The following is a 15,695-nucleotide window of genomic DNA, read 5'->3' on the forward strand; positions in this document are numbered from 1 at the left end:
GTGAACACGGGTGTCCTATAGTCTTGTTGAGGATCATGAACTCAGCAAATCATGCGGCAATTTTATCAGGAGAGAGCTATGCCAGAGATTAAGTCTGCCCAGTGCCACTGTGGGGCGGTCACCTTTAACGTCACGCTGCTGGACGGCTTCAACACCGTGCGCCGCTGCAACTGTTCTTTTTGCCGCATGCGCGGCGCGGTGGTGGCGTTTGCCAGTGAAATTAACATCACCCAGGGCGAGGATAAGCTGACCGAGTACCGCTTCAACAGCAAATCAGTGGCACACTATTTCTGCTCCGTCTGCGGGATTTACACCTTTCATCAGCCCCGCTCTAATCCGCAGCAGCGTGCCGTCAACGTGGCCTGCATCGACGGCATCTCGCCGTTTGATTTCTCGCCGCTGAACGTTACGGATGGTATCCATCATCCGAAAGATGGCGGCAAAGGCGGCGTGGCGGGAACGCTGAGCTATCAGCCTTCTGCCGATGAGTGCGCGCCTGAGTGAATATCCACGCGGTGTTCGCGCCCGTCATCAATCAGCTCAATATCGCCGTACGGCTGCGGCGTGCCGTCCAGGCACAGTGAAGACTCTCCGTCGCAGCGCCGCACGGTGATGCGGTAGTGGCTGCTGCCGTGCTGATAGGCGATCATCACTTCAGGCCAGGCGGCGGGCAGCAGCGGCCTGATGCTCAACTTATCGCCCTCACGGGTTATCCCCAGCAGCGATTCGGTCAGCAGGCGGTACGCCCAGCCCGCCGAACCGGTGTACCAGCTCCAGCCGCCGCGCCCGTTGTGCGGCGCCACGCTGTAGACGTCGGCGGCCATCACGTAAGGCTCGACCTTATAGCGCGCGACTGCGTCAGCATTCAGGCTGTGATTTACCGGGTTAATCATCGACCACAGCTGCCAGGCGCGCTCGCTGTTGCCCATCTGCGCAAAGGCCATCACCGCCCAGATAGCGCCGTGCGTATACTGCCCACCATTTTCCCGCACCCCCGGGACGTAGCCCTGAATATAGCCGGGGTTAGGGCCGAGACCGTCGAACGGCGGAGTGAGCAGTTTGATTAAGCCGTTATCGCCATCGACCAGCAGCTCGTCCAGGGAGCGCATCGCCTGAGCACAGCGATCCGCGCTGCCTGCACCCGACAGCACCGCCCAGCTCTGGGCTATAGCATCAATCTGGCAGGCGGGAGAGAGCTGGGAGCCGAGCGGCGCACCGTTATCAAAATAGCCGCGGCGATACCACTTGCCATCCCAGCCCGACGCGTGGAGATTTTTTTGCAGCAGGTCGGCCTGCTCGCGGCACAGCAGCGCCACGTCGGGCTGCTGTATCCGATCCGCCAGCGCGGCGAAGCGCTGTAGCACCGTGAACAGGAAGAAGCCGAGCCAGACGCTTTCGCCTTTGCCCTCAATACCGACCAGATTCATGCCGTCATTCCAGTCGCCCGCGCCCATCAGCGGCAGGCCGTGCGGACCGAAGCGCAGCCCGTGGCGAATTGCCTTCACGCCGTGCTGCCACAGCGTCTCCTCCAGCGGGGTGATGGTCGGCTGCTGGTAAACTGACTCCTCTTCCGGCCGCAGCGGGCGCGATTCGATATAGCTGACGGGCTGTTGCAGCAGCGCGCTGTCGCCCGTCACGCTCACGTAGTGGCACATGGCCAGCGGCAGCCAGAGATAATCATCGGAGCAGCGGGTACGCACCCCGTTGCCCAGCGGCGGGTGCCACCAGTGCTGCACATCGCCCGCCAGATACTGGCGTGAGGCGCACAGCACGATCTGCTGGCGCAGCCGCTCCGGCGCCGCATGCGCCAGCGCCAGCGTGTCCTGCAGCTGGTCGCGGAAGCCGTAAGCGCCGCCCGACTGGTAGTAGCCGCTGCGCGCCATGATGCGGCTGGAGAGGGTTTGGTACAGCAGCCAGCCGTTGACCAGCAGATCCACCGACGGGTCGGGGGTGGTCACGGTAATTTTGTCGAGCAGGCGGTGCCAGTGCTGATGGACGATTTCCAGCTCGTGCCGCGCCGCGCCTTCACTGATAAAGCGCGCAATCAGCCCTTCGGCCTCTGCCGGGGTTTGCCCGGTGCCGAGAACAAAAATAAAGGTGCGCTGGTCGCCATCAATCAGCGTGGTCGCTGACTGCACGGCCGCGCAGGGATCTAACCCCACGCCGGTGGTGCCCGACAGCATGTGCTGGGTCAGCGCCGCCGGGGCACGCTGCGTGCCATTACGGCCAAGAAAGGCACGCCGGTCGCCGGTCAGGGAGCAGTGGACGCCGCTGACGGCAAAGAAGGACGTGCGCTCTGAGCCGTTACTGCCGTAGAAGTTGGTGGCCAGCACGCCGCACCCGGCGGCAACGCCAGCGGGCTGCGTCATGATATGCATCGCCGATTTGCTGCGCGTCTCGCCCAGCGTCCATTCTACGTAGCCGGTGGCGGAAATTTTGCGGATCCGCCCTGAGTTATTGCTCACCGTGAGGATCGCCAGCTTGACTGGCGCATCAACGGCGACCAGTACGGTCAGCTCGCTGTCCAGCCCGGTTTCGCGGTGGTGAAATACGCTGTAGCCGAAACCATGGCGGCTCAGGTACAGCCCCTGGCCCCTGGCGGGTAGCGCCGTGGGTGACCAGAAGTGGCCGCTCTCTTCATCACGCAGATAGAAGGCTTCACCTGAACGGTCGCTGACCGGGTCATTTTCCCACGGCGTCAGGCGATATTCGTGTGCGTTCTCGAACCAGCTGTAGGCCTGCCCGGCCTCTGAAATTACCGAGCCGAAACTGTCATTGGCGATCACGTTGGACCATGGCGCAGGGGTCGGGTCCTGCTCATCAAGCAATATCTGGTATTCACGGCCATCAGGGGAGAAGCCTCCGCGCCCGTTGAAGAACAGCAAGTCATCCGTTTCAGGTTGCCACTGCAGGTGCTGATTAGCAGGCAAATCCGTCTGGATAACCAGCGGCTGTGCGGCCGCCGTCACGGGCTGCATGCGCAATTTAAGCTGTTCTTTCAGCCCACCGGCGCGATCGTCGATGACGACCCGCGCCACGCTGAGCAGCAGCAGGCGGTCCTCAGGGGAGAGATGCTGGCCGTCGCGCACAAAAATGCCCCCTGACTTATCGATCAGGCTGGCTTCGGCGCCCGCGGCAACCAGGCTCATTATCTGGTTTTGCAACAGCTGCTGATAGCCGCCGGGGCCGTCATTGAGGATCACCAAATCCATCAACAGACCTTTCATGCGCAGATATTGATGCGCCTGCACAAAGGTAGTGATCAGCGGCGTGTTTTCCGCGCGGGTGACGCTCAGGATCACAATCGGCAGATCGCCCGAAATAGCCCAGCCCCACAGACCGCTTTGCCCACGACGGTTGCGGCTGAGGATCTCCGCCCCGGCGCGTAGCTCGGGGCTGGGGAACAGCACGGCACTGGCGAGGCGGTTAAACAGTTTGGCGTCATCTTCGTTGGCGTTGATCTGCCGCAGCGCAATCTGGCTGTGCGACCAGGCCAGTTCAAAGACCCGATCGGCAATCGGCTGGTCGCGGTACTTTTCCAGCAGTTGAATACTGAGGGCGCGGCTTTCCGTCACCCCATAAACAATGTCTACCGTTACCGACTGGCCCGGTAGCAGGGTAACAGGCTGGCGCACCGCCATGATCGGGTCGAGCACCGCGCCCGCCGAGTTGCTGAGCGGCCCGCTATAACGGGACATTGCCGCATTGGCGGTATCGTTGCCGCGGCCAAGGAAGATGGCGCGGTCAGTTTCGAAGGAGGCGGTTTGCTGCGTTCTGCCATGCACCACCATCATATGAAACAGACAGGGGGTGACTTCATCCGGGGATCTCGGCCGGCGCTGGCAGAGAATGGCTTCATCCTCCGTGAGCAGTTCCGTCTGCACAAAAAGGTTACTGAAGGCCGGATGTGCCCGATCGCTGGCGGCCGGGGCCAGCACCACTTCTGCATAGGTGGTCAGCTCCACGCTGCGCGCCTTGCGGCCGCGATTGAGCAGCGTGACGCGGCGCAGTTCGATATCGTCTTCCGGCGAAACCACGATCTGGGTTTTGATCTCCAGCGTGCCCTGAGTACGGGTGAATACCACACCCGCGTCGGTAAACGATGCCCGGTAGCGATCGGCTGGCGCGCCCAGCGGCTGCCAGGTGGTGTTCCACAGCTCACCGCTCTCCACATCGCGAATATAGCAGCACGGCCCCGAGTTATCGCAGGTGCCGTCGCTGTGCCAGCGGGTCAGCGCCAGATCGCGCCAGCGGCTGTAGCCACCGCCGGCCTGCGTCAGCATCAGGTGATAGTGAGCATTCGACAGCAGCTGGACCTCCGGCAGCGGGCTGTTAACATCATTGAATTCTCGCGGCAGATAGTGAACCGGCAGTAATGCCCCTGCCTGGGCCTCAAAATGACGGCGCGGGCTGTACAGCTCAACGGCATCCGGCACCCGTTCCTGCAGCAGCAGGCGGCCGGACTGGAATGCGGCAACCGACATAAAGCGATCGGTCATGGGCGCGTTGTGCAGCAGGTGGGAGATCGCCTGAAAAGCCATCCCCTGGTGATGCGCCATCCATGAACGCACCACGGCAAAGCGCTGGCCGCTGGCCTGGCGCGAAGGGGTGAAATCCAGCGCCTCATAGAAACCGTATTCGCCGCGCGCGCCGCTTTTAGCCAGCAGCGCCAGATTCTCACAGGCTTTTTGCGGTGACACCATCAGCGCCAGGAACGTGGCATACGGGGCGATGACCATATCCTCCGCCAGCCCGCGCTTCAGCCCCAAACCGGGCACGCCAAAGGCGTGATACTGATAGTTTTGCGCCACGTCAAAGGCATAATATCCCGACTCAGAGATCCCCCAGGGCACCCCGCGCTTTTTGCCCCAGTCTATCTGTCCGTTCACCGCCGACAGGCTCATGGCGGCCAGCAGGCTGCCGGGGTAGATTGGCATCACCAGATTGGGCATCAGATATTCAAACATCGACCCGCTCCAGGACATCAGCGCGGTATTGTTATCGATAGTGGTGAACAGGCGGCCCAGCGCATACCAGCTTTTCAACGGCAGCTGGTTAGTGGCAATCGTCAGGAAGGTAGTCAGGCGGATCTCAGAGGGGAACAGGTCGTAATGGCTGTGGTCCAGCGTGCTGTTATCGCAGTGATAGCCCACGCTCAGCTGATGGTTAACGTCACTGTACAGGAAGACAAAGTCCATTCTGGCGTGCGCGTTCAGCCGCAGTTCCAGCTCGCTGATGATGGCGAGCTGCATGCGGGCCTGGACAATCGCCGAAAGGGGGGGAGAATCGGGCTGCAATGTATCAGCCTGGGAAAGCCACGCCAGCGAAGGCAGCCCGGCCGCACGCCAGTCGGGCGGCAGCCAGCCGAGCAGCGATGACCAGACCTGGCAGAAGCGCGTCAGCTGCGCGTGCAGCAGCCGCGTCCAGCGGCTGACCCCATTGTTCTCCTGCTGGCTCATTCCCTCAAGGCGAGCGCTCAGTTTGCGCATCTTCTTCAGCTCATCCTGTAACAGCGCCGGGGAGAGCTGCGCGGCGTCAACAAGATGCTTTTGCAGCAGCCGCAGCGTGGTGGGGGCATGAGCCCCCCAGCAGGTTTCCAGAATAGCCAGGGTATCTTTAAGCCCCGCCAGCATCTGGCCGATATCGATGATCGGCTGATGGCGCAGCTGACCTAAGCCCGCGCTGAGCGTCAGCAGGTGACCGGCCATATTGCCGCTGTCGACGCTGGAGACATAGCGCGGGTTAAGCGGCAGCAGCGTCAGGGTGTCGTACCAGTTGAACAGGTGACCGCGGTAGTGCTCCATTTTATCCAGGGTGTCCAGCGTCAGGGTGACGCGCCGCAGCACTTCGGTGCCGGGGATATAGCCGAAATCCATCGCGGTCAGATTAGCCATCAGCGACAGGCCGATATTGGTCGGCGAGGTGCGGTGGGCAATCATGGCGTGGGGCTGCTCCTGATAATTGTCCGGCGGCAGCCAGTTGTCGTCTGCGCAGGTAAATGTTTCGAAAAAGGCCCAAATTTCGCGGCTGCTCTGGCGCAGCAGCATTTGATGGTCGCTGCTCAGCGCGGGGGCAGAAAGTTCCGCAGGTCGGCTTAGCCAGCAGAGCAGCAGCGGGGCCAGGCACCAGAGTAATCCGGCGGGCAGGGCGAGGCTCAGCAGGGCGGGCGCCTGCAACGCGCTTAACAGAATCAATAGCAGGCCAGCCACCACGTTCAGCCACATGCTGCGGTAAAACGCCAGTGGGGAAGCCGGGTTGCCGACAGCCGAATGGTCGGCGCTGACCCACTGATTGAGGTTGCGCCGGGTAATCGCCAGCCGCCAGAGGGTGAGCGCAATGGCATGCAGGGAGTAGCCTGCCTCATGCGGCAGCGTGATGAAGTTCAGCCCGATGCGCAGCAGCCGTAGCCAGGTCCCCTTCAGGACAGCCGACACGCGGCTCAACAGAGGGCGGTTGCTCATCACCAGGTCCAGCACCACGGCCAGCACAGTGGGCAACAGCAGCACGATAGCCAGCACCGCAAGCCAGTACAGGGGGTTAGGTACCAGCAGGAAAGCGCAAAACAGCAGCGTAAGAAATGCCGGAGCTGCCAGGCTGCGGCGTAGATTATCGAATAACTTCCAGCGTGACAGGGTGGTGAGAGGGTTAGGCTCGCGCGAGCCATCGGCCCGGGTCACGCGCAGCTTCAGCCAGTTGAGGAGCTGCCAGTCGCCGCGGATCCAGCGCGTGCGCCTGGCGACATCCGTCAGGTAGTTGACCGGGTACTGCTCATACAGCAGCACCTCGCTCAGCAAGCCGGAGCGGGCGTAGCACCCCTCAAGCAGGTCATGGCTCAGCACCAGATTTTCCGGGCCAATGTTGCAGGTTGCCTGCGCGAAAACATCCACATCATAGATCCCTTTACCGACAAACGTCCCTTCGCCAAACAGATCCTGATAAATATCCGAGGACATCATCGAGTAGGGATCGTTGCCCGGTACGCTGCTGCAGATCGCCGCGTAGCGCCCCTGACCGTGGCGCGGCATCTCTTCCGCCAGCCCCGGCTGTAAAATGCCATAGCCTTTCACCACCCGGCGTTGCTGCGCATCGTAAACCGGGTGGTTGAGCGGGTGGGCCATGGTCGCGACCAGCTTGTGTGCGGTGTCGCGCGGCAGCACCGTATCGCTGTCCAGCGTGATGACATATTTGATCGGCGCGGGTAGCGCTTTTTCATTGCCGGTAATAGAGGAGAACTGCGTGCCGGGCTGCCGCAGCCAGCTGTTAAGCATCGCCAGCTTGCCGCGTTTGCGTTCATAGCCCATCCAGACGCCCTGCTGAGGGTTCCACGTGGGGGAGCGGTGCAGCAGGTAGAAAAGGGGCGTTTCACGCGCGTAGCGGCGGTTAAGATTTTGTAGCTGTGCGCTAGCCCACTGCAGCAGAGCGTCATTCTCCGGCGTGCTTTCAGACGGGGAATCGTGAAAATCGCTGAGCAGCGCAAAATAGAGGTTGGCGCTGGGATTACCGAGATAGCAGACCTCAAGGCTGCTGAGCAGCGCGTCAATCGATTTACGGCTGCCCAGCAGGCAGGGAATGGCTATCAGCGTACTGGCGGCAGGCGGGATGCCGCTGGCGTAGTCCATGCGCGGCAGTGGCATCGGGGTGCGAAAACGCGTGGTCATTTCGCCCAGCAGTTGCAGCACCAGCTGGCTGATTACCAGCGCCAGCGGCAGAGCCAGCAGCCATAGCGTCCAGCTCATTCCGTGCTGGGCAGTGCGCTGCAGCACCGCGGCGCTAACGGCCATGGTCAGCAGGCTGAGGCTACCGAGCCAGGAGAGCAGCGGCACCTGATTGAACCGATGGCGCAGCTGGGTGACTCCGCTGGTGTTGGCCGTCAGCACTTTTTCCAGCACCTGGCGTTCTTCGCCTATCAGATAGTGACCAATATGCTGCGGTGGCGAAGCGCCGCTGGCCGCCTGCGACAGCGCCAGCACCTGACGCGTGACGTCCAGCTCGCTGAAACGACTGTTGCGCGCCAGCCGCTCAATCACATGCCGGTAATGGTCGCGGGTATCAAAATGCATCTGGGGATAAATCGCGGCGGGATCCTGCCTGAGCAGCTGCTCCACCAGGCTGGCAGACTCGCAAAAATCTGCCCAGTCGGTTTCGCTCAGCAGGCGCAAACCGGCAATGCTGTTGCTGACCGAAAGCTGGCTGGTGGCCAGCTGCTGGTTGAAGCGGTTGATCATGACATCGGTCGTCATGCCACTTTCGGCCAGGCTCTGCTCGGCCCAGGTCAGCGGCAGCGCCAGTAAACTGCCGCGCCCCTGCAGCCTGCGCACCAGCTCGGCGACGAAAGCACTGCTCAACGGCGGGCGCGAGCGGGCCATATCGGCGATCACCAGCACCAGGTCAGCGGGGGTGGCCTCGGCGCAGGCAATCAGTTTATTCACCCACGAGTCTGCCAGGTTGCGCTCTTTTTGTGCCTGAGCAACCTCGCTGCTGATGCGGCGCAGGTTCTCAATCAGCGCCAGGCGCAGCATGCCGGGTAGCGCCCACAGCTCGCCCAGCGTCAGCGGCGTAACCCGCTGATAGGCCATAATATAGCCGGTTAAGCTGCCGACATCCCAGCGCCCGTCACCGTGAGCAATCGCTTCGGCGGCGATATCATAGATCCTGGGGCAGGAGTGCGGAGCTGAGAGCACGGGCAACCCTTTACCAAAATTCTTGGGTAAATGGTGGCGCACCATGCGGATCTGCTCCTCAATCAGATAGTAGTTATCCAGCAGCCATTCGCCCGCCGGGGCCATGCTGGCCTTCTCTGCGTCATTGAGTAAAAAGCAGTTGTGGGTAATCACCGCCTCGTTATTGCCCAGTCGTTTGAGCAAATAGTACGGCTGAGTTTTTGGCGACAATCGGTGTGAGCGGGCGAGCTTTTGCCCGTAAAGCTCCATTTGCAGCGCAGAAAAAATTTCCGCCTTCAGGGGAGGGTCATTGGCAGGGGAGACGTCTGCCTGCAAGGGTTTATTTGATCTGCTGGCTATGTTCGCAAACACGTTTGTCAGCCACGATTTAAAATTTATTTTCATAATTTTGCTCTTCAGGCGAAACAGACGCAGGGGAGCAGTGGTGAAAGAGGTAGAGAAACGTTTTTTGAAATGGGACGACGTTATAGTTTCAGCAGCTGCCGCAGCGAGAGGAGTAGTTAAGAATTAATGGGGTACGACAAAAAGCGATTTACAGGAGGGGCAGAGTAAGGTCTGATTCTGCCTGATTTTACTCGCCGCATGGGACGACTTATGCCCGCAAATGGGACAAATCGCTGTGGTGGTCGTGGCTTTATTTATGCGTTTCAACGCATCATCTAAAAAAGACATGGAATTGTTCCTCCGACGCGTTTATTTTCTGATGTTCAGAATGCTCTTTAATGACTTTCTATACTCTTTAGTCCAGCCGTTATAAATGTCAGTTAGCGACTCCAGATCGGTTCCTGCCGCCACATGGCGAATAAACAGTCTTGCCTCGCTCTCATTGCGATCGTAGACATAAAGGTTGGCCCATGAATCCACCATCGCTTTTTTCCCATCGACGACAATCTTAGCGTGGTCGAAATTAATCAATGGCCATTGTGCTAACTGCGAGAAAAAATGTTTCTTTTCCATAAGCCACCGTTAATTGTGTAGATATTAAGAAAGGAACAGGAAAGGTTATTTATTGTGCATAGCGACTATATACCTAACCATTGACACTGTCCTGCGTGGGGTCACCAGTTTACTAATAACCTCTGCAGACGAGGTAGATTCTGTCATTACCTCGTTTTAACCATGCTAAAGCTGCGGATTCAGCACAACTGCGAGGCCATAACCTGGCTGCCGTGCAAAATTCCAATCGGTTGATACACTTACAGGAAACGAACCGGGAGGAATAATGAAATTAGGCTTTGCCTGCAAATACCTTAATGCTGACTTACAGCAGCCGTACCCTTTTAAATCACCCACGCGCAAGCGTTTTCTTAGCCTGGATCAGGACAAGCGCCGTGAGCTGCTGCTGTCGTGTGCCAGCCATAACCTGTCGCAGCTGGCGCACATATTTAGCGAGCTGGCGCAGCTGCCGCACCAGTTAAGAATGATGCGTATCGGCAGCGATCTGCTGCCGCTGTTTACCGTTCCCGAAGCGCAGGAGCCGTACCAAAGCCTGCTGCCTGACTTATTGCCTCTGTTCGCGCATGCCGGTGCGCTGGCAAAAGAAGCGGATATCAGGCTGTCGTTTCATCCGGGCCAGTATACGGTTCTGGCTTCGGAAACGCCGGAGGTGGTGGACAGGGCGCTGGTGGACATTGAGTATCATGCGCTGTGCGCCAGATTGCTGGGTTATGGCCGTGAGTTTCAGGATTTCAAGATCAATATCCATATGAACGGGCGCGCCGGTTTTGCCGGGTTCAAAGCCGCCTTTGAGCGGCTCAGCCCGGAAGCCAGGCTGATGCTGACGGTGGAAAATGATGAGGTTTCCTGCTCGCTGGATGATGTTTTGCAGGCCAGAGATCTCTGCCCGATCGTGTTAGATATCCACCATCACTGGGTGAAGGAGAATCAGTTTATACAGCCCGACGATGCGCGCATCGCACTGGTCAAAGAGTCCTGGCGCGGGGTACGGCCGGTGCTGCACTACTCGATTTCTCAGGAGGGATTGATTCCCGAGCAGGGGTTCCCCGATCAGGAGTCGCTGGGGCTGTCAAAAATGAAGCTGCGGGCGCATTCAGACTACTACTTTAACGACACCCTGAACGACTGGGCATTGTCGTTTAGCGATTTCGATATTATGTGCGAAGTGAAAATGAAAAATATCGCCAGCGCAAAGCTGTTGCGGGTCGGGCATGCCCGACCCCTACGGGTAAATAGCGTTTAATCGTGACGTTCGCGCGCTTCCCACTCGGCAGGCGTGAGAGTTTTAATATCAAACTGATCGCGGGTGCGGGTGTAAGTATGCCCGCCCATTCGACCCACTGCGTCCATCAACTGCTGGTCGATGTGCAGGTTCTCCAGGTTGACCGCGTCACTACGCACGTAGACACCAAGCACTTCGCCAAGGATGATTTCGCGCGCCGGGCCAACCTGTAACGTAGTGTGGCGGCGGCACTCCAGGGCGGCAGGGGCCGAGAGAATACGCGGGCTGCGCACCATCTTGCCCGCAGTGGTTTCTAGCCCGGCGAGGCTCATTTCATCCACTTCCGGGCCGAATTTAATCGCGCAGACCTCCATCTGCTCAACCAGCGCATCGTCAACGATATGCACGGTAAACTCCCCGGTTTCGCGGATATTACGCGCGGTATCCTTAAAGCGCATATCCGCGTAGTTTTCCACACCAATCGCCACAATCGCCGGATCGTGGGTCAGCACGTTAAAAAAGCTGAATGGGCCGGCGCTGGGCTGGCCTTCCTTGCTCAGCGTCGTGACCAGCGCGATAGGGCGCGGGATCACAGTGCCGATCAATAGCTTGTAGCGGTCGCGCTCCCCCAGCTCGGCAAAGTCAAAATAGCTATGCCCTGGCATCGTTTTCATCTCAGGCTCCGGCGGCAATGCGGTGAGTTTCCAGCGGGGTGTGGCGGCTCAGGTTTTCAAAGCCCTCTTTGGTCACCACATACATATCGCCAATATTACAGCCTGCTGACAGCGGCTCCAGCCACTGGGTATGCATCACAAATACCATCCCTTCTTCCAGACGATCGTAGTTGTGCGAGGAGATATTAAAGCTGTTCTGCCCCCCCGCCATCCCCACGGAGTGACCGAGGTTCGGGTTATGCGGCCCGTGCGTTGCCGGGTAAACATGCATCAGTCTGCGGCCCTGAGCTTCATAATCCGCATCCGGCACATACTGCTGCGGGATGCGCCTGGCGGACCCGTCCGGCATTGGCGACCAGTTGTACGGCATGGTGCGCGCCTCCGGGGAGGCCAGCAACCCGGCTTCAATCATTGGCGCAAAAGCGGCGTTATTGATATCGCGCATCAGCGCGCCGGGCTTAATCAGCTTCTCGGCATTTTTCACCCCTGCAGTACAGGCATCCAGCACCAACTGCTGGCGCCCGGTGATCTCGCCGACGGCGATCATGCGTGCGGTCTGCGCAGTATAACCCCGCCAGGTGACGTTGGAGATATACAGGTTGATCAGGTCGCCCGGGCGCACCACATGGCCGTAAGGTTTGCCGCAGTGAGTGCCAAACTGGTTAATGCCAATCTGGTAGCCGTCGCCGGTTTCGCCGCCAAACGCCATCTGCGCCGCGGTGAAAGCCGCAAAGATTTCGTAATCGGTAACGCCCGGTTTGGCCACGTGCCAGGCGGCCTGTGTGCCGATGCCGATCAGCTGCGCGGCGGCGCGGAACATCTCAATTTCGCGCGGGGAGCGCACCTTCTGCAGGCGATCAAGGATGGCGTTATCGGCAATAAATTTGCTGCCCGGCAGCATCGACTCCACGGCAGCCCAGAAGGTCAATGAAGTGCGGTCGCCGATTTTTCCGATCTGCGCTTTTGCCAGACCAAGATCGCTCAGCAGCTGCGCGCACTTCTCGGCAGTTTTCATCACCGAGTCACCCGGGCGGTCGGCGTATTCACGTCCGATCGGACCAATCTGCCAAATCTCGTCAACCAGCAGCGGCTCGCCGCCCGGAGGCAGCAGCACCGACTGAGTGAAGAAGGAGAGCAGCACCAGCGCTTTGTCAGCATCGGTCGGGATAATCAGCACGCCTTCGCGCATCCAGTCACAGATATAGCGCAGATAGTGATTCGAGGCGTGGAACCAGCCCACGCTGCCGACATGAACGATAATCGCATCATGCCCGGCTTCCACCGCCTGGCGGCGGATTTTGCGCAGCCGCTCTTCAAACTCTTCAAGCGGCAGCGGCAGCGGAGCCGAGAAGTCGAAATCCGGTTTAAAGTCCGCCAGCAGGGCGCCGATACGATAGCCTGGCGCCTGAGTCGCATGAGTCTTCATAGTCATTCCTTGTGTTTCTTTTGATAAAGTTAAGATGCCTGCGGGCGCGGGGCCAGAACACGCCGGGCGACCAGCATGCCGAGCAGGGTTATCGCAATCAAAATGCCGGAGATAGCCGCGACGCGTACGTCAAGGGACTCCTCGATCATCGCGAACATGCGTAGCGGCAGAACCGTGGTGCTGGCATCAGCGAGGAACAGAGAAACGGTGACGTTATCCAGTGACTGGATAAACACCAGGAACGCCCCCGCCATAATGCCGGGCATCAGCAGCGGCAGCGTGACGCGGCGCAGGGTCATAAACCAGCTGGCCCCCATCGTGGTTGAGGCTTCTGCCAGCGACGGATTAATGCCCTGCGCCACCACCGATGCGGCGCGGTACATCAGCGGGCCAAATACCACTACGTGGCCAACCACGTTCAGCCACAGCGAAGGCTGGAAGCCGATAAAGTTGGCGACAATCAGCGCCGCCAGGCCATAAACCAGGCTCGGCAGCACCAGCGGGGCGAGCAGCAGTGGCTCGATGGTACTGACGCTGCGTCGCTTCATACGCGTCATACCGATGGTGGCAGGCACCGCAAACAGTATGGCGCCGAGTACCGCCAGCGCGGCGATTTTGAACGAGTTCCAGGCGGCAATTTGCTCGGTGGTCGAGCGCACCGGGTCAAGCAGCGCCTCATACCAGCGCAGCGAAAAGCCCTGCGGGGGATATTTCAGCGTCTGCCCGGAGGTAAACGACATCATCACCGCAATGACGATCGGCGCCACCAAATAGATCACACACAGCGTACCGAAGCCATAAACAAACAGCTTGTACAGCAGGGCCGGAAGCGGGTTTTCGCGACGTTCAAACATGGCCATTCAGCCTCCGGTGGCGTGAGATCATGGTAAGGGCAACCAGCAGGCAGCCTGTGGAGACCAGCAGGACCACGGCGATAGCAGAGGCCATTGGCCAGTCGAACAGGGTGCCGACTTCGCGATAAATCAGCTGCGGAACATAGACATTGCGCGCGCCGCCAATCACCGCCTGGGTAACAAATGAGCTGCTGGTACTGGCGAAGACCAGGATCCAGCCCGCCAGCAAGCCAGGCAGCATCAGCGGCAGCAGCACCGTCACCAGCACGCGCCACGGCCCGGCACCGGACACCTGCGCCGCCTCGGTCAGCTGATACGGCGTGCGAGACAGGATGGCGATCAGCGGCAGAATAATCAGCGGCAGATCAATCTGGCACATTGCCAGCAGCAGACCGGTTTCAGTAAACATCAGGCTGGTCGGCATGTTGGTCACCCCAAGGAACATCAGCGCCTCGCTGATCGGCCCCTGACGCCCGAGGATGACGATCCAGGCAAAAGTGCGCACCACGTTGCTGGTGAGCATTGGAATAAGGGTCAGAAAAATTAAAATCTGGCGCAGCGTGCGCCCGCCGTGCCAGTAAAGCAGGGCGATAGGCACCCCCAGCAGGGTGGTGCCTATCACGGTTTCAATCCCCAGTCGGGCGGTATTAACCAGTACCCGGAAGTTAAAAGCGTCGCCGAAGAAGTGGGCGTAGTGCTGTAACGTCACTCCGCCATCCCGGGTGAAACTGAAAACGATCAAAACAGCGAGCGGCGTCGCGAAGAACACCACGGAAAGTAACAACATGGGGATAACGTACGGAAAACCGCTCTGTTTCATGATTTACCTCAACTTGCGACCAGCGCATCAAACTGGCGGATCCAGCCGTCACGATTTTTATTGATAATGTTCCAGTCCGGGTAGACCAGCGATTTAACCTGCTCGCGGGTGATGTACGCCGCAATTGCCGGGGTCAACTCAACATTTTTGTTAGTCGGGAACATTTCGGTCGGCGGCTGCTCCAGTTTTGTTTGCACAAACTGTGAAATCGCGGCGTCCATATAGGCGTAAGCGGCGTCGAGATTTTTACTGCCTTTGGTCAGATGGATATTCACCGGGGCAGCAGGAGAGCCGGTTTCCGGATGGACAAACTCGGCCTTCAGACCCAGGCTTTTCAGGCGCGCCACGTTGTTGGTGCTACACATAAATACGGCGATGTTGCCCTGCTGGAACTGGGTCATCTGGCTGTTGGTGCTGTCAACAATGCTGGCCATCTGCTCAGGGTGCTTTTTAAACAGGTCAAACACTGCCTGCATATCGTCCGGACCTTTGCCGTAGATTTTTGCCAGTTCGGTGTAGGCCATCACCGCAGTGTTAGAGCCAAATCCGGTCCATGACACAAGGCCTTTATAGGCCGGGTTGTCAAACAGATCGCGATAGCCTTTCGGGCGCGGCACCAGCTCCGGGTTGTAGGCAATGCCGTTCACTTCTACCGTTACGGTCGGGCCATATTCGCCCTGAAATGCCGGGTCAAGCAGGTTCCAGTTTTTCAGGCGGGAAGGGTCGATCTTCTGAATCAGCCCCTTTTCTACTGCCACCGTCATTTGGCCAGGCGACATTAACAGCGTGTCGTACGGCGGGTTACCCGGGCTGGCCATCACTTTTGCCAGCTGATCCTGCGCCATTGCCGGGGAAATGGTCAGACTAAAACCCTGCTCTTTAAGGATCGGAGCTAGCGTATTGCGGTAAGCATCTTCCCAGTTACCGGGGAAGGTGGCCGCAACTGCCGTCCCGCCGCCGGCAGCGAACGCGCGCAGCGAGATGGGCAGCATGGCGGAAGCCGCAACGCCTGCCATGATCTGACCAAACCGACGACGACTGATTTCAAAATCTTTCATGGT

At 59.3% G+C, this 15,695-nt stretch carries 10 protein-coding genes; 2 read left to right on the forward strand and 8 right to left on the reverse strand.

Annotation, left to right across the window (positions count from 1 at the left end; genetic code table 11):
- Positions 1 to 78: 78 nt before the first annotated feature.
- The gene (locus tag ID864_RS03740; protein WP_099753815.1) at positions 79 to 504 is read left to right on the forward strand and encodes a GFA family protein; all 426 of its coding nucleotides are present in this window, start codon (positions 79 to 81) and stop codon (positions 502 to 504) included.
- On the opposite strand, the gene ID864_RS03745 is transcribed toward ID864_RS03740, so the two are convergent.
- The 3 genes from ID864_RS03745 to ID864_RS03750 all read right to left on the reverse strand — a co-directional run bounded on the left by ID864_RS03745 (position 471) and on the right by ID864_RS03750 (position 9,638).
- Positions 471 to 9,065 carry a GH36-type glycosyl hydrolase domain-containing protein gene (locus ID864_RS03745; protein WP_191149417.1) on the reverse strand — a complete coding sequence of 2,865 codons (8,595 nt, stop codon included), beginning with the start codon at positions 9,063 to 9,065 and terminating at the stop codon, positions 471 to 473. The two genes, ID864_RS03740 and ID864_RS03745, sit on opposite strands and share 34 nt — an antisense overlap.
- A gap of 123 nt (positions 9,066 to 9,188) precedes the next feature.
- The gene (locus ID864_RS23685; protein WP_222941354.1) at positions 9,189 to 9,353 is read right to left on the reverse strand and encodes a YnfU family zinc-binding protein; all 165 of its coding nucleotides are present in this window, start codon (positions 9,351 to 9,353) and stop codon (positions 9,189 to 9,191) included.
- A gap of 21 nt (positions 9,354 to 9,374) precedes the next feature.
- Positions 9,375 to 9,638, reverse strand: a complete 264-nt coding sequence (locus tag ID864_RS03750) for a hypothetical protein (protein WP_191149418.1) — start codon at positions 9,636 to 9,638, stop codon at positions 9,375 to 9,377.
- A gap of 265 nt (positions 9,639 to 9,903) precedes the next feature.
- Between ID864_RS03750 and ID864_RS03755 the strand changes: the two genes are divergently transcribed.
- Positions 9,904 to 10,881, forward strand: a complete 978-nt coding sequence (locus ID864_RS03755) for an apurinic/apyrimidinic endonuclease family protein (protein ID WP_191149419.1) — start codon at positions 9,904 to 9,906, stop codon at positions 10,879 to 10,881.
- Here ID864_RS03755 and ID864_RS03760 read toward each other — a convergent pair.
- Genes ID864_RS03760 through ID864_RS03780 form a run of 5 tightly spaced genes read right to left on the reverse strand, consistent with a single transcriptional unit; the run spans position 10,878 to position 15,692 of the window.
- On the reverse strand, positions 10,878 to 11,534 hold the full coding sequence (locus ID864_RS03760; protein WP_224750368.1) for a flavin reductase family protein: 657 nt from the start codon (positions 11,532 to 11,534) through the stop codon (positions 10,878 to 10,880). The two genes, ID864_RS03755 and ID864_RS03760, sit on opposite strands and share 4 nt — an antisense overlap.
- Position 11,535: 1 nt before the next feature.
- Positions 11,536 to 12,960, reverse strand: coding sequence for a M24 family metallopeptidase (locus ID864_RS03765; RefSeq protein ID WP_191149420.1), 1,425 nt, complete (start codon positions 12,958 to 12,960; stop codon positions 11,536 to 11,538).
- Between the two features lie 29 nt (positions 12,961 to 12,989).
- Positions 12,990 to 13,820, reverse strand: coding sequence for an ABC transporter permease (locus tag ID864_RS03770; RefSeq protein ID WP_224750369.1), 831 nt, complete (start codon positions 13,818 to 13,820; stop codon positions 12,990 to 12,992).
- Entirely contained in the window at positions 13,807 to 14,634 is an 828-nt protein-coding gene (locus ID864_RS03775) for an ABC transporter permease (RefSeq protein WP_191149421.1), read from the reverse strand. The genes ID864_RS03770 and ID864_RS03775 overlap by 14 nt, the downstream gene beginning before the upstream one ends.
- Before the next feature lie 8 nt (positions 14,635 to 14,642).
- Positions 14,643 to 15,692, reverse strand: coding sequence for an extracellular solute-binding protein (locus ID864_RS03780; RefSeq protein WP_191149422.1), 1,050 nt, complete (start codon positions 15,690 to 15,692; stop codon positions 14,643 to 14,645).
- Positions 15,693 to 15,695 lie beyond the last annotated feature (3 nt).

Origin of the sequence: Erwinia aphidicola (assembly GCF_014773485.1) — a bacterium.
In the GTDB taxonomy this organism is placed as follows: domain Bacteria; phylum Pseudomonadota; class Gammaproteobacteria; order Enterobacterales; family Enterobacteriaceae; genus Erwinia; species Erwinia aphidicola.